General features: G+C 63.0%; 12 protein-coding genes. 2 read left to right on the forward strand and 10 right to left on the reverse strand.

All coding sequences use genetic code 11. The features are described 5' to 3' along the window. Positions 1-109: 109 nt before the first annotated feature. Together ACQY7V_RS09000 and ACQY7V_RS09005 are read right to left on the reverse strand one after the other, a co-directional pair. Positions 110-1,255 carry a VIT1/CCC1 transporter family protein gene (locus ACQY7V_RS09000; RefSeq protein WP_277298635.1) on the reverse strand — a complete coding sequence of 382 codons (1,146 nt, stop codon included), beginning with the start codon at positions 1,253-1,255 and terminating at the stop codon, positions 110-112. A gap of 8 nt (positions 1,256-1,263) precedes the next feature. Then, on the reverse strand, positions 1,264-1,584 hold the full coding sequence (locus ACQY7V_RS09005; RefSeq protein ID WP_277298636.1) for a YtxH domain-containing protein: 321 nt from the start codon (positions 1,582-1,584) through the stop codon (positions 1,264-1,266). A 187-nt stretch (positions 1,585-1,771) separates the two neighbouring features. On the opposite strand from ACQY7V_RS09005, the gene ACQY7V_RS09010 reads away from it, so the two are divergent. Beyond that, positions 1,772-2,545 carry an alpha/beta hydrolase gene (locus tag ACQY7V_RS09010; protein WP_277298637.1) on the forward strand — a complete coding sequence of 258 codons (774 nt, stop codon included), beginning with the start codon at positions 1,772-1,774 and terminating at the stop codon, positions 2,543-2,545. 26 nt (positions 2,546-2,571) lie between these two features. On the opposite strand, the gene ACQY7V_RS09015 is transcribed toward ACQY7V_RS09010, so the two are convergent. The 6 genes from ACQY7V_RS09015 to ACQY7V_RS09040 form a co-directional block, all read right to left on the reverse strand. Next, positions 2,572-3,603, reverse strand: coding sequence for a PfkB family carbohydrate kinase (locus ACQY7V_RS09015; RefSeq protein WP_277298638.1), 1,032 nt, complete (start codon positions 3,601-3,603; stop codon positions 2,572-2,574). 79 nt (positions 3,604-3,682) lie between these two features. Then, positions 3,683-5,890: a BREX system Lon protease-like protein BrxL gene (gene brxL / locus ACQY7V_RS09020; RefSeq protein WP_428639881.1), complete on the reverse strand. Its 2,208-nt coding sequence runs from the start codon at positions 5,888-5,890 to the stop codon at positions 3,683-3,685. 8 nt (positions 5,891-5,898) lie between these two features. Next, on the reverse strand, positions 5,899-8,385 hold the full coding sequence (gene pglZ / locus ACQY7V_RS09025; protein ID WP_277298640.1) for a BREX-1 system phosphatase PglZ type A: 2,487 nt from the start codon (positions 8,383-8,385) through the stop codon (positions 5,899-5,901). Beyond that, positions 8,382-9,380: a virulence RhuM family protein gene (locus tag ACQY7V_RS09030; protein WP_428639884.1), complete on the reverse strand. Its 999-nt coding sequence runs from the start codon at positions 9,378-9,380 to the stop codon at positions 8,382-8,384. Before ACQY7V_RS09030 ends, pglZ begins: the two co-directional genes overlap by 4 nt. Before the next feature lie 21 nt (positions 9,381-9,401). Next, positions 9,402-10,349 carry a hypothetical protein gene (locus ACQY7V_RS09035; protein WP_277298642.1) on the reverse strand — a complete coding sequence of 316 codons (948 nt, stop codon included), beginning with the start codon at positions 10,347-10,349 and terminating at the stop codon, positions 9,402-9,404. Between the two features lie 98 nt (positions 10,350-10,447). Further along, positions 10,448-11,515: a tyrosine-type recombinase/integrase gene (locus ACQY7V_RS09040; RefSeq protein WP_428639887.1), complete on the reverse strand. Its 1,068-nt coding sequence runs from the start codon at positions 11,513-11,515 to the stop codon at positions 10,448-10,450. A gap of 277 nt (positions 11,516-11,792) precedes the next feature. Here ACQY7V_RS09040 and ACQY7V_RS09045 point away from each other — a divergent pair, with 277 nt between their 5' ends. Next, positions 11,793-12,905 (forward strand): Eco57I restriction-modification methylase domain-containing protein, encoded by a 1,113-nt coding sequence (locus ACQY7V_RS09045; RefSeq protein WP_428639890.1) that lies wholly within the window; start codon positions 11,793-11,795, stop codon positions 12,903-12,905. Here ACQY7V_RS09045 and pglX read toward each other — a convergent pair. After that, on the reverse strand, positions 12,880-15,510 hold the full coding sequence (gene pglX, locus ACQY7V_RS09050) for a BREX-1 system adenine-specific DNA-methyltransferase PglX (protein ID WP_428639892.1): 2,631 nt from the start codon (positions 15,508-15,510) through the stop codon (positions 12,880-12,882). The genes ACQY7V_RS09045 and pglX overlap by 26 nt on opposite strands. Further along, entirely contained in the window at positions 15,510-18,992 is a 3,483-nt protein-coding gene (gene brxC, locus ACQY7V_RS09055; RefSeq protein ID WP_184451418.1) for a BREX system P-loop protein BrxC, read from the reverse strand. Before brxC ends, pglX begins: the two co-directional genes overlap by 1 nt.

The raw sequence follows: 18,992 nt of genomic DNA on the forward strand, positions 1-18,992 counted from the left end.
CCGATGAGGTCGATCACTCGGAAGAAGTCCGGCAGCGCGTGGTTGAGGGCATCGAGCACGCTCATCATTGTCGCGTCATCACGGGGATTCGCGCACCCCGGACCGCGATTCAGGCGGCCGTCGTCCCGAAGAGGAGACCGAGGACGTAGGTGACACCGGCGGCGCCGTAACCGATGAGGAGCTGGCGCAGGGCGCGCGGGGCCGGGGACTGCCCGGAGAGGATGCCGACGACTCCGCCCGTCCCCAGCAGCGCGAGCCCGACGATGAGGGCCGCGAGCGCGATCGCCCCCGGACCCGACATGCCGAAAATGTAGGGGACGAGCGGGAAGAAGGCGCCGATCGCGAAGAAGCAGAAGGAGGAGGCGGCCGCCCTCCAGGGCGTGCCCACCTGTTCGGTGGCGCCGTTGACCGCCTCGCCCCCGCCGAGGGCCGCGCGCACGGCGATCGCCCCGGATTCGGTGATGGCGGGACGGGCGAGCTGGGCGAAGATCGTCGCGGCGTGCGCGTCCGCGGCTTCGGGGCTCTCACCGCGAGCCCTGAAGACGAGGGCGAGCTCGTTGGCGTTGACATCCAGGGCGGGCACCGCCTGATGGGCGTCCGGATCCGGGATCGACGCGTCGAGGAGCTCGCGCTGACTGCGCACGCTCACCCATTCACCCGCCGCCATGGACAGGGCGCCCGCGAGCAGACCGGCGACGCCGGTCGCGAGGACGAGGCCGGGGGCCATCCCCGTCGCCGCGACGCCCAGGACCAGGGCGAGGTTGGAGACGAGACCGTCATTCGCCCCGAAGACGGCGGCGCGGAAGGTGCCCGCGAGGGCCTCACGGGAGCGCGCGGTGAGCCCGCGGATGACCTCTCCGTGAATGTGCTCGTCGGCCGCCATCTGAGCGGGGGCGTCCTCGTCGATGTCGTAGGTCGTGCGCTGCTCGGCCCGCTGGGCCATCGCGAGGATGAAGATCGTCCCGAACATCTGAGCGAGCCAGGCGGAGATCCGCACGCGCAGGCGCGGCTTCGGAGCGGGCAGGGCGCGCTCGCCGAGCAGGGCGAGCCAGTACTCCTCGTGGCGGCGCTCGGCCTCGGCGAGCTGGAGAAGGACCTCGCGCTCCCAGCCGGTGCGCCGCTCCGCGAGGGAGCGGTAGGTGCGCGCCTCCATCCGCTCTTCAGCGAGGTGGCGGCGCCAGCGACGGATCTGGGCCTTCGTCGGCGCCTGGGCGCCGTCGGCCGATTCAGGGCCGAGGGCGGGAGAGGGTGTCATGAGGGCGCTCATCGAGCGCGAGTCGAAGGAGCAGGGGCCCGTCCTCCCTCGGCGTCGACGTCAACGACTCGGGAAGGCGGGGTTGAGGGCGGGGCGCCGAAGAGGCGCTCCTTCACGGCGTCGGCGACCTTGTCGGTGACGCGTTCGCCCTGAGCGCGCACGATGTCGGAGACCTTCTCGCCGGCACGATCGAGGGGCTTGGCCACCGGGGGGAAGCGGCGGGCCCTGGCCGCAGCCCGACGGATCTTCTCGTACTGTTCGCGCCCGGCGCGCGTGCCGAGCACGTAACCGGCTCCGAGGCCGAGGATCAGTCCGAACTTCGTCCCCATCGGGTCTCCTTCACTCAGGTGCTCACCCCGGGGCGAGGCGCGCCAGGGTCGGGTCAAGCCTAACCGCCCTCGCCTCCCGCCCTGAAGCCCGCTCGAGAGCTCCGCCCGGTGCGACGGCTCACGTTACAGATGAGCGCTTGTCGAAAAAGGGCTCGCCCTCGTTTCCACGGGCCGCTACGGTGGAGGCGTGGCCGAGACGAAGATTCCCACACCCCGCGGCGTCGAGCTGGCGGGGACCTTCGTCAACCCCGTCGATTCCGGGGACGCGGCGGTGCTCTTCTCGCACTCCTTCCTCGCCGACCGGCATTCGGCGGAGCACTTCGACCGTCTCGCACGCCGCTACCGCGCGGCCGGCTACGCGACCCTCGAGTTCGACTACTCGGGCCACGGCGAATCGGGGGACGACATCATCACCTTGGACGCCGAAGTCGAAGACCTCCGGGCAGCCTCCGGCTGGCTCGCCGATCAGGGCTTCGCGCGCCAGCTGGTGCACGGCCATTCCTTCGGGGCGACGGTGGCCCTCGCCGCGCGTCCGACGGCCGTACTGGCCTACGTGCTGTCCTCGCCCTCGATCGCCCCGATGTCGATCGACTGGACGCAGATCTTCTCCGACGAGCAGCTCGGGGACCTCGAGGAGATCGGAGCGACCTCGATCCCCGATGACTCCCCGTCGAGACGCCGCAGTTTCACGATCTCCAAGCAGACCCTGGCCGACCTGTCCCTGTGCGACCCGGTCGTCCTGCTGAACGGCTTGGATCAGCCGACGCTCGTCATTCACGACTCCACCGATGCCGACCTCGGCCTCCTCGAGGCGACGCAGGATGTCTTCCACCTGCTCCCGGACGGATCACGGGTCGAGGTCGCCGATGCCCGCTTCGGTCTCGGGGAGAACGTCGAGGCACTCGACGCCCCTTCCGTCGAATGGGCGAAGCGCTGGGTGCCGGTCGTGCGTTCGCGGTGACGCCCAGCCGATGAGGCGCTTCCCGCTCAACCTTTGAGGAGCCCGTCGAGGAACGCCTCGACTTCGGCCCCGACCCTCGGGTCCTCGCGCCACGAACGGGTTCCGAAGCGCGTCGTCGAGGCGCCCGCGATGCGCGAGGCGAAACGGATCAACCCCTCCGGCGTTTCGGGCAGCGGCCGACCGGCCTGGTGAAGCACGGCGAGGGCCCAGGCGAAGGCCCCGTGGAAGATGTCGCCCGCGCCGAGGGTCGACACCGCTTCGACCGCGTCGACTCCGGTGGTTCCGGAGCGGCCGTCCCACCACCATTCGACGGCCTGCGGCCCGCGGGTCCGGATCGTCCGCGTGATCCCGAATCCCCTCAGGAAGTCGGCGACCCCCTCGCCCTCAGCGCTGGAGAGCAGGGGCGGGCGGAAATCGGCGGACACGACGGCGATGTCGATGAAGGGAAGGAGGGGCAGGAACCAGCCCTTCCAGGAGCCTCCGTCGAGGATCCGCTGATGGGAGGGGCGCGCCTCGAAGCGGGCGAAGGGATCGTCGTCGGGGCCGGGTTCGGGGGCGACGCCGACTTGGAGGACGAGGGAGGCCAGATCGGGGTTGTGCCCGTCGACGAGGACGACGTCCGGCGAACCCGCGGATCCGAGCGCGTCCTCCAGGAGCCGCGCACCGAGGGAGGCGTCGACCGAGATGCGCGCGTTCGTGGAGGCGACCATGCGACCGCCCGGGTGCTCGATGATCGAGGAGATCGCGGGCTCGCGCACCTTCGACGCCGGATCGCCGGCGTCGCGCACGCCGACCCGGCAGTTCGCGAGGTCCTCGGCGAGGGTCCTCGCGATCGCTCCCTCGCCCAGAGCGGTGAGCAGGGTGACCACCGACGGCGCGTCGGCGCTCCGATCGGGGCGCAGGGCCTCGAGGGCCGCGATGGCGACTGCGGCGTTCGTCGCGGGGCCGCCAGCCGCCATCGCGTGGTCGATGGAGGTTGTTTTCGCGGCCGTGTCGGGCTCGTGGTCGAGCGCGTGGATGACGTCGAGGGTCGTGAGCCCTGCGAGGAGTGCGTGCATGGGGTCATTGTCGCCCCAAGGCCGCCGAAAGCATCACCTTTCCCCGCCGAAAGCATCACCTTGCGTTGTCGAAGGGATCTCAGCCCTCCGTGATCCGCAGGTAGTGGACGCTGAAGGACGCGCCGACGAGCCGGAACCTTTGGTGCCTGTGCGCGAAGTCGTAAGGGTTGTCGCTCGGCTTCTGCCAGATATCGAGCCCCTTGCCCAGATCGATCCGCCACCCGTGGTCGGTTTCGATGCGCCGGTCGTGGATCGCATTAGTGAAACGAACGTTGAGGCGGACGCCGACGGCGCTCGCAGCCTGCTGGATGTCGCGCAGCATCTGGATCTGCGCAACCTTGTACTCGTCCTTCGGCTCTTGCACGGTCACGAGTTCGACGTCGATTTCATCGGCGTCGTCCTTCGCCTCGGCGAGCAGGCTGAGAAGGTCGGCGAGATTGCGCCCCTGGTGCCTGAGCCGGATGTACGGGTCGGTGATCCTGATGCGCGCCGCCCCGCGCAGGTACGGCAGGAGCACATCCTCGTAGGTGACTCCCCTCTGACCGGCGACGAAATCGCGATGCCCCTCGGCGGGGGCCGCGTCCTCGGCGGCCGTCGACCCGGTCGTCGCGTTCGCCTGCGTGTCCTTCACGACTCCGGTCTCCGCCGGCCCCGTTGGAATCTCCGAGGACGAGCCTCCGACCGGGAGAGGAGCTTCTTCGTGACCCGCACCGTCGACGTCCTCCTTGGCGACAGACCAGTCCCGCCGATAGAGGTGGGGGTACTGGGTCTCCTCGAGCGCGGCGACGTCGTGCCACGCCCCTGTCGAATCGGAGTATCGGAACCGGACGGGGGTGTCGCGCATCGTCGCGTCGATTCGAAGGATCGAGTCCTTGACGCGCTTGCGCCCTTCGATGGCGTATTCGAGGAGAACGCGAGTGTCCTCCTCAGAGGCCTGACCGGTCGGATGAATGAGCTTCATCAGTCCGGAGAAAGTCTTGCGTATCGCGTCCTGGTCCCGGGTCGAGAGGGACGGGTCGAGGGCGAAGTAGGCCTTGTACTTGTCGGAGTAGTCCTCGCTGCGCTTCGCCCGGAGGATCTCGGCGAGGTAATCGACGACGAAGCCGTATCCAAGCGAGAACATCTCGGTGCGGATGGGCGCGACCTCCCAGCCCGGGATGTAGTGGTGGATGCGGTCGAGCCAGGCCGGGTCGCGGTAGGAGTCGGGGAGCTCGTCGAATAGGTCGGAGTTCTTCAGCATGTACGGGACCGTGTGCGTCGTGTTGCCGATGAAGGCCATCGAAGCCTCGGCGCCGTAGATGCTCGTGCCCCGCGAGAAGGACTTGTTCGCGAGGTAGTTCTTCATGACGTTGACGAGGTTCTGGTCCGTTCGCTTGTTTGCAGCGAACTCGTCGAATGCCACGCAGTCCCAGTAGCCGACGAGCCCGATGCGTCCGCTCGCATTGTTGACGAAGAGCTTCGCGACGGTTACCTCGCCGCCGGAGATGAGAATTCCGTTCGGCGAGAATTCGCTGAAGGTGTGCGACTTTCCGGTGCCTTTTGGCCCGAGTTCGACGAGGTTGTAGTTCCGCTCGACGAAAGGGATGAGTCGTGTGAGGGCGATGAGCTTTCCCCGGTCACTGAATTGCTCGGGGTTGAGGCCGATCGACTGCATGAGGAGGTCGATCCACTCCTCGGTGGAGAAGGCGCTGCGTGCTTGGAGGTACTGCTCGATGTCGACGGCCGCAACCTGGATCGGCTTGAGCGAGGCGAGGATCCACGGCACGGCTTTCGCGTCATCGGAGTGGAAGTACTCGATGTCGCAGATGCACCACACACCGCCGACGAGGAGCTTCGGGTTCCTCGTCACTGTTGCATCGTCGACGATCACTCCCTTGATTTGAAGATTCTCGAAAGCGGCCTCGTGGACGTCGTTCTTCTCGTTGAGGGTGACGGTGACCTTGTCGATGACGCGGTGGCGGCCCTTTCGGCGGATCTCGGATTTCGCGAGCATGTGCTCGTTCCGGTTGACGTAGTGGGCCGCGAGGATCTTGCGGACGGCATCGATTCCGGCGACGATCGTCGATTCGTCGTCGGAGGTGGCGTACTGGCCGAGGAGGTATTCGAGGACGTAGGAGGGGACGACCGCGTTGCCGCGGACAGCTTTGACGAGGTCCTTGCGGACGACAGCGCCGGCGAAGTATTCGTTGATCTTCTCATCGAGGGCGGATTTGACGGGCGTTTCGGTCGTTAGCGGTGCAGGGTCGGGTGTGTTCATCGCGTCGAGTGCGTCGTCGAGGGTGCTCATCGCGTCTCCTAGAAGTCGAAGTCGGTCGTGAACGATCGCCGCAGCGTGTAGTTCGCGGTCGAGAAGGTCCGCCATTGCGTGGTGTTGGGGATCGGTTCCTCGAGCCGGAGTTCGACGCCGCGGCGGTTGTACTCGTCGGCGTCCTGGGTGAGGTAGAGGATGGCGCTCTGGTACCGGTCGTGCTGGTTTTCGGAGGTCGAGTCGAAGGTGAGGACCGGTTGGTCGGAGATGAGGGCATCGCCGATATAGAGGCCGAGGCGCACGCGCAGCGGTTGGATCTTGTCGGTGACCGCCTCACGCTGGACGAGTTTCACAGCGAGCTGCCCCGTTGTGATCTTGTCGGTTTCCGGCATGAGGTCAACGGCGACGGAGCGGACGTCGCTCCTGCGTTTCTTGTTCACCGCGATGACAGGTACGACGATCTCTTGGAGGGTCGCGCCGCCGTGGACGTAGCGCGTGCCCTTCCCGGGCTGCGGGATCCGGTGGATGGACTTGGGGATCTGAATGTCGAGCTCTCCTGCGAGTCCAGCCTGAGCGGCGCTGAAGGTCATGAAGGACGAGGATGGGTGCAGATTCTTGCCGAGGGCGAAGCGGCGGGTCGAGTAGGTCACCTGGTCTCCCTGGGGCTTTTCGGAGAGGAAGGAGGACTGCTCGAGTGGATTGTCCTGATAGAGGAATCCGTGGTCGGCGGTGACGAGGATGTTCGTCGCGTTGGCGCTGGTCCATCGTTTGAGGAGCTGGATGATCTCGTCCATTGCCTTGTTGGCGGCTTCGAAGACTCCCTGTTCGGTCGTCGCGTCGTCGCCGGTCGCGTCGACGACGTTGTGATAGACGTAGACGACCTGGTTGGCCTTGTAGAGCTCGCGCAGGTCCTCGATCGGCATGGTGAGCACGTCCTGAGCGCCGATCGCGGTTCCGTTAACGGTCTGCAGGATCTTCGCCCGGTTCGCCGTCCCGTCGGTACGACGCCCGTCTGCGAAGACGGGCGTGCTGCTCGGGTCGATCTCGAGGCTCGAATGCGGAAGGAGAGCCGCCATCCCGAGCTGCGTGTAGCTGGGGAGGGAGCCGAGGACGGCGCCGAGTTCGGCGTCGTAGCGATCTTCGGAGCGGATCTTCGAGGCGAGCTCTTCGGCGATCTCGTAGCGAAGGGCATCGGAGATGATGACGACGGCTTTCGAGCGGCCGCCTCTGAGGATCGGCGCAACGCGCTCGTCGAAGAAGCGCCGTTGGGGGGACAAGGCGGGCGTCTTCCAGTCGTGAAGAGTGTCGAGGACGGCCTGCCAGGCGCTTCCGAGGGTGTAGAGGTACCGGTTCGCGTACTGCTTGTCGATCTCGGCTTTGAGGGCGATGAGGGGCTTCTGGTACTCGGCGGATCTTCCGGCGACGATGAAATGGCGGTAGTGCTGATCGATTCGGAACCACTCGGACTGGTACGTCGTCAGTCCTTCAGCGACTGAGTCGATGGTGTCGGGGAGTGCGGCGATGGCGGCGAGCAGTTCGGCGGCGCTCTGAAGAGCGGTGTAGAGCGGCTCGTACGTGGCGTACCAGAGACCGTCGCGTCGACGACGGACGATGGCCTCGACGTCGCGTGGACCCGTCGTCCGTTCGGCAACCGCGACCGCGAGCTCGGCGACGATCTTCTGCTCGATCTCCTCGAAGGTCGTCTGATCTTGAAGGTCGTCGAGACTCCGGTTTTCGATCGTGGAGGCGACGCCGAGGTCCCGGGCAGCTCGAGTCGCGAGGGTCTTCATGGCCTCGCGCGTGCGCACGTCGTAGATGAGGTTCCGGTAGTCGTTGCGGATGTTCCGGTAGGCGTCGGGAGTGTCCGAGGCGAAGTCGTCCATTGCTCGGGCGAAGATCCACAGGATGAAGTCGTCGACGGTCGGCGCGTCACTCCGGTATCCGTAGATGTCGCGCAGCCCCGCCCAGAAGAATTCGTCGAGGCCGTAGGCTGTGAGGTCGTCGATCTTCGCGTGTTTGGAGTCTGCGGCCTCGAGGAGGATTTCCCGCATGATGTCGGAGAGCCGATGACTAGCGGACTTGAGGAGCACCTGGCACATCTTGGCTCGGAGGAGTGCGGGGTCGTCGCCGTCGATGTGGAGCTTTTCGAGCGCCTGCTTGCGTGCGGCGGCCGCGAAGAACTTCGGGTGGGCTTCGATGATGGGGAGGAGGTGCGGGTTTTCGATCCCGAGTTCCTGCTGGATGATCGCGGTCTTGTCGGCGGTGAAGACGCCGTGGGCGAGTTCTTGATCGAGCAGCCAGTCACCGATCCCAGCGGGGATCTCTCCTGTGCGGTAGACGAGGTACTTGCTCTCCTGGTCGGTGAGCAGGCGGTGCTTGATGCCGAACTCGTCGCCCTGGACACGCAGAAGCGTGACGTCCTCAGGAACGAGCTGTTCCGCACTGTCGGCGTACTCGCCAGAGGCGTCGTGCCAGAAGAGGATCCGCTGCGTTTCGAAGCGTTGACGCAGGTGGCGGGTGATTTGGTCGCTCATTCGCGGTTCTCCGTCTTCTGCTCGAGTTCCCGGAGGATTCGGGCGTCGTCTTCGTCGGCGGCGATCGCCTGCTGATGTCGTCGTTCGGCGTCGAATGCGTCGTAGCGTTCTTCGGCGAGCGCCTTGGCGACCTTCGCGCGCACTTTGCCGGAGTGAGTGAGGAGTTCGCGCTCGTTGAAGCTGAGGAAGGCATCGAAGCGTTCCTCCCACTCGCGCATCGTCATCGTCTGTCGGCGCTTCGCCTGGTCCTCTGCGTAGTCCAGGTACATGGTGACGATGCGGTCGAGTTCTGAGATCTCGGTCGTCTGGAGGTAATTCTTGGCGGTCGTAACGTCGCATTTGCGCACGACGGTTCCGCTCCACGAGGTGAGGCCCATGTTCGAGGCCGTGGGGTCGGAGCGCAGGGAGATGATCTCCGCGGCGGTGTGCCCTGTCACAGCCCAGAGCATCTTGTTCTGGACCTTCGCGAAGAAGGCCTTCGCCGCGTCGCTCGACGGGTCGTAGTCGATTGCCGTCGTGTAGAGGTCGCGGACTTTCTGGTAGAAGCGCTTCTCCGAGGCGCGGATGGCGCGAATGCGCTCCAACCACTCGTCGAAGTAGTCCCAGCCGTCCGAGCCCTTGAGCTTCGCGTCGTCCATGGCGAAGCCCTTGACGAGGTAGTCCTTGAGGACGCTCGTCGCCCACTGCCGGAACTGGACTGCACGAGGAGTCGTCACGCGGTAGCCGACAGCAAGGATCATGTCGAGGTTGTAGACCTTGAGCTGCCGACGGACGTCTCGTTCGCCTTCTCGACGAACTATTAACTCTGAGTGAATAGTTGCCTCGGTGACTTCCCCGTCCTTAAGAACACGTCCGATGATCTGAGCAACGTTGGGGATCGAGGTTCCATACAGCTCCGCCATTTCGGCTTGAGTCAGCCATACCGTCCCTCCCGAGGCGCGCAGTTGCATCTGCGCCCCATCGTCGGCGTTGTAGAGGATCACCTCGCCGTTCATCCACTCACCCCTCGTTCTCGGTCAGTCTTCCGCCTTTTCGAGTCCTTTGATCCGCTTGAGTGCATCCCCGAACTTCGGGTAGTTGAGGCGCACGCCGTCGTCGAGGTCGATTTCGATGTTCTCCGTCGCTTTGGGGAAGAGGACGTCGTGCTCGTACTCGTTGAGTTCGATGAGGACGGCGCGCAGGCGATCCGCTTCCTTCGCGTCATTGTCGCGCTCGGCACGGGTGAGTGCGGACTCAAGCTTCGTCACGTACTCGCGGAGGTAGGTGAGGACTCGGGACACCGTCGAGGGCGTGTAGCGGTGCATATAGATGAGCGCGTTGAACGAGCCCTTGGGGCTGGAGAAGAGCCAGTAGATCGGGCGCTTCTTGTAGCGCTGCACGTGGTCGTCGTAGAACTTCGAGGAGGCGCCCCTCTTTCCGGGCTTGACGAAGTACTCGCGCAGGTTCTTCAGCCCCAGGAGATCGACGATGTAGCGGAGGTTCGCTTCGAAGTGCTCCTCGCCGAAGACGGTGCGGAGGAAGAGTCGGAATCGTTCGACGATGTCGTCTTCGAACCAGTCGGCGTCGAGCATGGGAATGACGTTGTCGGCGTCGGGCATGAAGGTCGGCGAGGGGATCTTCTCCAGGTAGTCCTCGAGAGTGGATCCCTGGTCAGCGAGGATCAGGCCAGGTGCGTCGAGGCTGTAGCGGCCGAACATGCATCCGACGGCGTAGGAGATGAGGTCGATGACCGCGGATTGGTCGAAGAGGACGTCGCGTTCTTCGGGCGTTTTGTTCGGCCACCGGAATGCTGAGTTGTTGGTGAGCGAGACTCGTTCGAGGGGCACGTAGGAGGGCACTTCGTCCTCGAGGCCGTAGAGTTTCGCAACCGCTTCATTGTTCTCGATTTCGAGCCGCTGCTGTTCGAGGGAACGCTGCTTCCATTCCTCGCGGTGCTGGGCGACGATGTCTTCGAGAGTCTTCACTGATACCTCGCGAGTGTTCATCGGACGGCTGTTCCCGTGTTCATCAGAGAAAAAGCTCTCGGGGTAGCCATTCGGGTAGCCGGTGTGCGGGTTCAAGATTACCTTCCGAGCCCGAGCATTTCAGCCGACGCGGCAAGCGCTGCACGGGTCCGGGTGCGGTCGGTGTGGAGGTAGGTCTGGGTGCTGAGAATCGTTGAGTGACCGAGGATCGCTTTGATCGTGGTCTCGTCGACGCCGCTGGCGAGGAGGAGTGTGGCCGCTGTGTGACGCGCTTCGTAGAGCAGGGGGCGTCTTCTCGTTCCATCGGGCAGCGTCACCTTGACCCCTGCCTCGTCAACGATCTCGTACCACTGGCCACGGTCGAATTCAGCAGATCGTGGTGATCCGTTCTCCCTCGGCCACACGAGGTCGTGCGACGAGGGAGTTCGTCCCCTCCAGCTCTTCAGTGCATCGACGAGGGCGGGGGCGAGGGGTACGACGCGGGTGCCGGCACGGGTCTTGGGGCGCACGAGGTGGTAGGCGCCTTCGAGGTGCCGGTATTCGAAGCCTCTGGGAACACGGAAGCCACTCGCCGGCTCTCTGTGCCTCCTATACGGCAGGGCTTTGAGCTGCCAGGCGAGGATCATTGTTTCCGTATCGAGGTCGATCTGGTCCCACGTGAGTCCGAGTGCTTCGGCGGGCCTGAGTCCTTCGACGAGGGCGGCGATCCATCGTGAGCTGTCGGGGCGGGTTTTGGCGATGTCGAGAATCCGCATGGCTTCTTCGACGCTCAGGGCTTGGCGGGGGGATGTCCCAACGCCGGGACTGCTTGCGTCGCGGGTCCGATGACTCACCTGGTATCCCTCGGCCACGGCGTCAGCGAGCAGCTTCTTGAGGACCACATGGGTTCTCTGCATGGTCGGCAGGGCGAGGCCGGATTCTTCTTGGGCCCGTGAGACGGCTCGGATGTCCGCCGGGGTGAGGGCGTCGAGTCTGATGTGCCCGATGATGGGGATGATCCATCTGCGGATCGAGGACTGGTCCGAAACAAAAGTGCCGGGTCGGACGATCCTCTGCCGCTGATCCAGCCATTCATCGGCCCACCGTTTGACGCTGAGCGAGGAGAAGGAGGCGCTCGGCCCTTCGACGGCGATGCGCTGCTGCGCCTGAGAGAGACGCGCTCGCACTGCGGCACGCGTCCGGGCCTTGAAGGTGAGGCGGCGGCGTTTTCCGCTCTCCGACCATCCCACGTCGATCGCTGCCACCCATTGGCCGCGCGAGTTGCGATAGATGGATCCGGTTCCTTTTCGCCGAGGTCGTCGTTGTCCCATGCTCATCATCTTCTGGATTGACGAGTTGGAAAGGGTAGCCAGTGGGGTAGCCATCTGCGCGATGACTGGTGCATCCATGCCACTGAAGCCTCCGATGGACTGAGCGCCAGGCTCCACAAACGAGTCACGGTTCATGAAAGAGACCTTCCCGGAGGGGAAGTCGGATCTGTTCGCCGCATTCATCGAGCGATGTCTGACTCTCCTTCGCCCGCACGGCTTCATGGCTCAGGTCACCATGCAGTCGTGGATGTTCCTCTCCTCATTTGAGAAGCTGCGGAACAAGCTGCGACGCTGCGCATCGATTGTTGCGATGCTCCACATGGATAACATGGTGATGCGCATTGCCTTCGGGACTTCCGCAACCGTATGGGAAGTTGGCGGAGACCCGACGCATCCAGGGAAGTACACGTGGATGGAGCTCTCCGATATCGAAGGGGACAAGCCTCGTGTCTTCCCAGCGCACAACGAACGCAACGGGCGCGCGGGTGACGATGGGTTCTTCTCTGTCGCACAGAAGGACATGGCGGTCATCCCCGGATCCCCGATCGTCTACTGGCTGAGTGAAAAGATGAGGTCTGCCTTCTCTATCAACCCGACACTCGGCGAAAGTGCATCTCTCGCCGTCGGCCTTCAGACTGGTGACAACAACAGGTTCTTGAGGGAATGGTGGGAAGTATCGATCCCACGTATCGCCTTCGCTTGCACATCGCGTGAAGACGCTGTCCAAAGTGGCGCTCGCTGGTTCCCCTACAACAAAGGTGGAGACTTTCGGAAGTGGTACGGCAACCAGGAGTTCGTCGTCAACTGGGAAAACGACGGAGCAGAGATTTTCAACTTCCGACCGCGCTCTGTGGTCCGAAATCCGGACACCTACTTTTCACCGTCAGTGTCATGGTCGAAGGTCAGTAGTGGCGCTCCGGCTTTTCGCGCCTATCCACCTGGCTTCGTCTTCGATGTAGCTGGGACATCCATGTTTGCCGAGAGCCTCCATGAACGAATTGGGCTTCTCGCTTTCACCAACTCTCAACTTGCGTTTGAGCAACTGTCAGCCCTTGCTCCCACTCTGAACTTCGAGGTAGGGCAGGTGGCAGGATTGCCGGTCATCGATAATGTCTCAGATGGAACTAAGGATCGCGTGTCCATATTGACTGATGAGTCAAGGAGGGACTGGGATGCTTTTGAGATATCCTGGGGCTTCGCTCGGAATCCGCTGGTCGGCGTTACGAAGGCAGACCGTCTCGACTAATGGCCACCAAGGGGCTCCATCTGAACCCCCAGGAAGTCTCAGCACTATCCCAGTCGCTTTTTGAGTTTATAACAAGTCTATCCAATCGCTCAGTGGATATCTCTTCAATTCCTCGAGGAATCGGAACTTGACCTACGTAGCCTATATGAAAATGCATAGTTGGCGCCAGGACCTGTAGAGCTATGGCCGAAAAAGAAGAATTCATTAGCAGTGACACTTGGTCAAGAGTGCTCAAGTCGCTGAAGCCAGAATGTCCGGTACTGTCATGGATGAATCCTGCTGGATAACGCCGAAATGCAGCCTCTCCGGAGGAAATGTCAGACCATGACACTGACGGTGAAAAGTAGCAGGCGCGCCCCTGTCCGCGCACGACTGACTGTCCCGCAGGAACTAAGTAGGGATAGCGCTTTGCGAGTCCTTCTTCAATCTCGCGCCCATCGTTTTCCCAGTTGACAACATACTCATGGTTACCATACCAACGTCGGAAAGAGCCCCCCTTGTTGTAGGGGAACCAGCGACGTCCGCTGATCTTCGCTTCGGTCAATGACGAGCACTGAAGCATCGTTCGTTGCTGGTCGACTTCCCACCAGAACCTCAAGAAGCGAGCGTTGTCGCCGGTGCGGAGTCCTACGAGTAGCTCAGCTATCTCTCCAAGATTGCGTCCTTCGTTGAACGTGGCCCGCATTTTTTCACTCAGCCAGTAGACGATCGGGGATCCAGGAATCGTCGTGAAGCTTGAGGAACTCACTCGGAAGAGGTGTTCTTCCATTCCGCTGGTCGAAGCTCCGCGACGAGTGGCCTTGTCGTCTTCGATGATCTTGAGCGCCGTCGGCCCTTGAACTGCTGGGCCGACGAAGTCTGACAGTCGAACGAAGGATCCTGCGACTTCCGAGTGGCCGTTCTGCAGAACGTAGGTGCAGATGGGCACCGTCGCACCCTCGAAGCCCGAGTACTCGAGTTGGATGAGAGAGACGATGCGCTTTCGCTCGATGATGCGCCTTCGCAAGGCTTCGTAGCTCTTGATGAACATCCATACGAACGGAGTCATGAAACCGGCGAGGCCGTCGCGAGCAAGGAGGCTGAGGCACCGGATCACGAAGCCGGCGAACAGATCCGACTTCCCCTCCGGGAAGGTCTCTTTCATGAACCGAGAGAGCAGGTCGTTCATCTGCTTCGAACCCATGTACGGCGGGTTCGCGATGACGACGGAGTAGCCGGGCAAGAGATACTCCGCCTGAGTGATCACACGTTTCGCCTTGTCGAGCGTCTCCTCAACGAGCATGTCACCCGCTCCATCAAGCATCCTAAGACGCAGCGAGGCGCTTGCCACCATGGAGGGGTCCGCTTGGATGAGCGAGCCGAAGGTATCGGCATGCTCGAACATGTTCCAGAAGGCCTCTTCTGCCTCGCGATCCCCCGCTCCCGACGCGAGGAAGTCGAGCTCATCGGGACGGAAGACGATCGGTTCGAGCACTTGGATCCGAGGGGCAACGGCCTCCTTGAGGAAACGCTTCCTCTTCGACGCGGCCTTCATCGACAGGGCGAAGGAGGCAAGCGCACCGGCACGCTGATCAATCTCCGTGCCCCGCAGATTCTTCTCGAGGATCAAAGTGGGGATCGAGGAAGGCGCATAGCCCTCCTCCTCGTAGATCGCGTAGAGCAGATCAAAAGCGTAGGTGAGCATATGCCCGGAGCCGCACGCCGGATCGATGACGGTGATCTCCTCGGGCGAATCGATCCGAAGGAAATCGTTCTCCTCATCGACCGGTTCGATGTAGTAATCCATCCGCTCGATCAACGTCGAATTCGGATGATTGAGCATCCACAAACGCCCGATGGAGTTCTCCGCGAGGTAGCGGACGATCCAGTGCGGCGTGAAGAGCTGCGTCGCCGCAGGGATCTCCTCAGCGCCCGCCTTCTCGTTCTTCTTGAACCCCGCGAAGACCTCGTCTTTGCGCTCCGAGATGTAGAACTGGTAGAGCCACCCGATCACCTCGACGTCCTCGCATACCTCGGCGGACAGCACACTGCACGCGCGATCGAGAACAGACCCCTCAGCAAGGAGATTCCCCGGAATGAGGAGCTCCGAGAAGTCGCCCTCAGCCTCGAACATGGACGGCATCGCGCGATTCCAGAAACGGCAGTAGCTCGTGAGGAGAAGAGCGTACGCCTCCGCCTGCGCCTCGCCGCCCGGGCTCGGCAGCACGGTGCCGGAAAGCAACCCGAAAATCGTCGCCGCTTCCGCAGGACGCACGACCTCACCGTCGATCTGGCCCCGCTTCGCGACCGCCAAGACCTCCGGCTGACCGACCTGATCGGTGGCCGGCGAGACGACGCCGATCCCCGTATAGCCATTAGCATCCATGAAGCGCAGTGCAACAATCCGGTTGAACCACATGTAGGCGGCCCGGTCAATGACATGCTTGCGGCCGGCCTCACCGCCTCCCGCCTCGGTGATCGCGTCCTCAAGGGATGCAACGATCGAGGGACGCTCGACCCGCTCGGAGGACCCCGGGGCGAGCACAGAGGTGAGGCGAGCACCGACCTCGCGGAGGAGTTCCGTGCGCGCCGAGGTGGCAAAGGACTTCAGAGGTGCAGTCTCCATCAGAGTGCGATTCGCTTTCCATCATTGAGTTCGGAAATGAGCGCCTTGCGCAGGGCAGCGAGATAGGCGTCGACATCGGTCGCGGACTCGAGGATCCCCGAACCGCTCTTCACGCTGATCGTCGTGATCGAGACGACGCTCTTCACGGGCTCCGGCTCCGGGTCATCGACACGAGCGGAAGCATCGAGACTCTCGATCATCGCCGTGTAGCGGTCACGCTCAAAAATCGACCGCGTCTGATGGATCATCGAGATCTCGTTCTGCCGACTGAGCGACGCGACCACTTGGTCGATCTCAGAGATCACGCTCGCACGAACAGAATCATCGGCGCGCGCGTAGTCCGGGCTCGCGAGCAGCTCCTCTCGCCGGCCCTCAATCGCCGCGACGACTTCCTCTCGCGCCTCGCGCACGCGATCATCAACCTGTCCGCGCAACTCATCAACGGCCGCCTTCAGCGTGTTCATCTTGGCGCCGCGGAAGGCGTTGGGGTCATCCAACAGACCCCTCACTCGATCGGATGCGCCCGCGGGGAGGAAAGCGAGATTACCGGCGTTCGCAGCGAGGAATGACTGTGCGTCATCGAAGATCCTCGCCTGGGCGCCGTTCACGAAAGTCCTGATCGGATCGATGAGGTCTTCCTTCGCATCAGCCAGCTTTTCGGCTCCGTCGAACTCGGTGAGATACCACTCAGTCGGATGTCCCGCCACCTGGTCGAGAAGGGCGATGACATCGGACAGGCGCGCGACGAAGGGGTAGCGACTCGAAGCCACAATGGCCTTGAGCTCATCGCGCTTGGCAGCAAGCCTCGCCTTGCCATAGCGAGCGAGTTCGGTCGCGTCGCTCGGCGCCGAACCGTCGTCGAAGAAGTCCGCGCAGAATGTCCGAAACTCGGCGACACGGAGCGGATCGTAGGCCTTCTGCGGCGCAACGAGGATGCACGGATGCTTCGCCGTGTTGCGGATGACGGACGCAGCCTCCGTCCTCATCACCGGATTCGCATCAACGGTGAGGACGATCTTCCCCGTACCGAGGAGCCACGCGAGAACCACTTCGATCGACCCGAGATCCCAGCCGTAGGGCTTCGTCTCGAAGCGATCGACGATCTTCTTGATCGTCACTTGCTCGCCACAGCCCGACTGCATGTCGATCCACGACTCGACCTCCGCCGCAGGAGACACGAGCGCGCTCTGCTCCGTCTGATCGACAAGACCGGGCTCGTTGCGCACCATCTCCGCTACGCGCTGCTCGGAGTAGACCCGACCGCCGAGAAGACCGAGGTTCGTGTACGTGCGGCTGATCAACTCCTGAAATCCGTCACGGACTCGCATCACCGGATCCTGGGCGTTCGACTGAACCTCCGTCGCATTGACGATGAGCTGAGCCCTGCCGAGCAACTGACGCAATCGCTCAATGAGGTCCTTGTCCCGCTCCACGACAAGCATCTGTTTCGACTGAAGGATCGCGCGGACCGACGGGGTAGTCCCCGAATTCGTCCGCTGCTTGATGTACTTCTCGGTCTTGAGCAGGAGGCGAAGATCCGCAAGAACGCGCTTGTCTCGCCCGAGGAAGACACGCAGCTCATCGGTACCCATCGACTGCGCGAGGATCTCCCTATCCTCGTACACGGTCTCCGGGGTGATGAAGTGGATGGTCAGATCGTGTTGTTTGCCCTGAACGATGTCATCGAGCTTGTAGCCGAACGAGAAGTCCTGGCCGTTCTTCTCATACCGCATCTTCGTCGTCCGGAGGATCTCCGAACTGAGGTAGCGGAAGAGCTTGGCGGAAACCTCGGACGAGTCGATCTCGACAGCCTTGATCTCCTTCTCAATCTCCTGTTCCTCATTCGTCAGGTACTCATAGAGATTGCCGTTGCGCTGGACGTAGGACTGAGCCTCGAGGAGGTTAAGGGCCTCCTGGACCTGCGTCCCCAAGCCCGGAAGATCGAGGCCGAAGCGGTCGTAAACGAGGACGGCGAGATTGCGGGGCGTCGCCTTGAAGGAGTCGACGTACTTCACGAGGAACAGTGCTTTGAGCAAGCGATTCGCGAGGATCGTCAGCTCCGACTCCGGATCCGGCAGGTGCCTCTCCGCCTGGAGGATCGCGCTTTGCGCCGCCGACTTCAACGAGGCGCTGATACCCGCGAACATCTGATCGAAGGTCGCGAGGTACCCGATCTGCTCCTCACCGATCCGCTTGGCAACCTGCTGAACGACGCCGAGCATCGAGCGCTCGCCGACCGAGGAATTACGCCCCTCGAACATGTTGTGATCGGAGAGCCCCTCGATCGCCGCCTGGAACATCGGTATCTGATACGTGACAAAGGGGTACGTCGCGACGAATCGCGACTCCTCGACGTAGTTCCGGTAATTCTTCGCTCCGTCGGCGAAGTTGAAGATTGTCGGGAAATTCGCTGACTCCGCCCGGTAGACCTCCGCGAGCGCGGCCACACCCTCGGTGTTCTTCTCCAGGAGGCGCTTCGCGATGACCTCCTCGACGTCCTGGCTCGTGAGCTTCACCTTGACGCCGAAACGCGCCTGGATCTTCGAAAAGTCATTGCTCTGCTGCCGCGAACGGTCACCGATGACCTTCTCCATGTCCTCCTGCGAGGTGACGAACACCCATGCGCGCCCCCGGCACTTCGTGTTGAGAGACTCGACGATCGTCTGAAGATTGAGCATGAGCTTGATGTCGTCGGCGATGAACTGGCCGACCTCGTCGATGAAGAAATTCAGGCGGTAGCCGGGGGCCTGCTCGTCGATCCATTCCTTCACGGAATCCGCGAAATCCTCGATCGACACGGCGTACGAGGACTGGTACTGCCCGATGATCCCGGGATTCGCCTCCCCGTTGACCTCGGCGAATGCGGCGTCGATATTGTGCCCCTCGAGGGCGGTCTGCTCGCGTCCCTGCGACCAGGCGATGCCGGCATGCCGCTCAAAGGCCTCCTTGAATGCCCCGTACTGACCGCGACGATCAAGGTCCCGCTCGAAGCGCGCGACAGCTCCGTCGTTGCCGTAGTAGCCCCGGCTCTCGTCGAAAACCTTGACGAAAACCTTGAGCAGGGCGTCCGTCTGGTCCTTCGAGATCAGGGTTGCCTTCTGATCGATGTTGAACAGTAGGGACTTCGCCGGGATGCTCGCCGCTTTGCGCAGCGACGCCTGGAGCATCGCGTCGTCCGCCTTCGAATGGAAGATCGCGGCGACCTCCTCGCGGGGAAACTCCTGGCCCTCGACGTCGCCAAGCAGGTGGGCGAGCATCTTCAACAGGTGCGACTTGCCGGAACCGAAGAAGCCCGAGATCCACACGCCGTTCGCGTTCGTGTAATTCGTGTACTCCTCAAGGAGCGGCGCGACCCCTTTGGCTGCGTCGTTCGTCAGGACGTACTCCTCGACCTCGACCCGCAGATGGTCTGCGTCATCGGCTTTGACGACGCCCTCGATGGAACGTGCGACGTCCTTGAGGAATATCTCGTTGATTCTCAT

The organism is Schaalia sp., assembly GCF_050312375.1.
In the GTDB taxonomy this organism is placed as follows: Bacteria; Actinomycetota; Actinomycetes; order Actinomycetales; family Actinomycetaceae; genus Pauljensenia; species Pauljensenia hyovaginalis.

Excerpts from the sequence above, each read along its gene's own strand:
- brxL (WP_428639881.1), bottom strand. The coding sequence starts at position 5,890 with ATGAGCACCCTCGACGACGCACTCGACGCGATGAACACACCCGACCCT.
- ACQY7V_RS09030 (WP_428639884.1), bottom strand. The coding sequence starts at position 9,380 with ATGAACGGCGAGGTGATCCTCTACAACGCCGACGATGGGGCGCAGATG.
- ACQY7V_RS09045 (WP_428639890.1), top strand. The coding sequence starts at position 11,793 with ATGAAAGAGACCTTCCCGGAGGGGAAGTCGGATCTGTTCGCCGCATTC.
- ACQY7V_RS09015 (WP_277298638.1), bottom strand. The coding sequence starts at position 3,603 with ATGCACGCACTCCTCGCAGGGCTCACGACCCTCGACGTCATCCACGCG.
- pglZ (WP_277298640.1), bottom strand. The coding sequence starts at position 8,385 with ATGAGCGACCAAATCACCCGCCACCTGCGTCAACGCTTCGAAACGCAG.
- ACQY7V_RS09000 (WP_277298635.1), bottom strand. The coding sequence starts at position 1,255 with ATGACACCCTCTCCCGCCCTCGGCCCTGAATCGGCCGACGGCGCCCAG.
- ACQY7V_RS09005 (WP_277298636.1), bottom strand. The coding sequence starts at position 1,584 with ATGGGGACGAAGTTCGGACTGATCCTCGGCCTCGGAGCCGGTTACGTG.
- pglX (WP_428639892.1), bottom strand. The coding sequence starts at position 15,510 with ATGGAGACTGCACCTCTGAAGTCCTTTGCCACCTCGGCGCGCACGGAA.
- brxC (WP_184451418.1), bottom strand. The coding sequence starts at position 18,992 with ATGAGAATCAACGAGATATTCCTCAAGGACGTCGCACGTTCCATCGAG.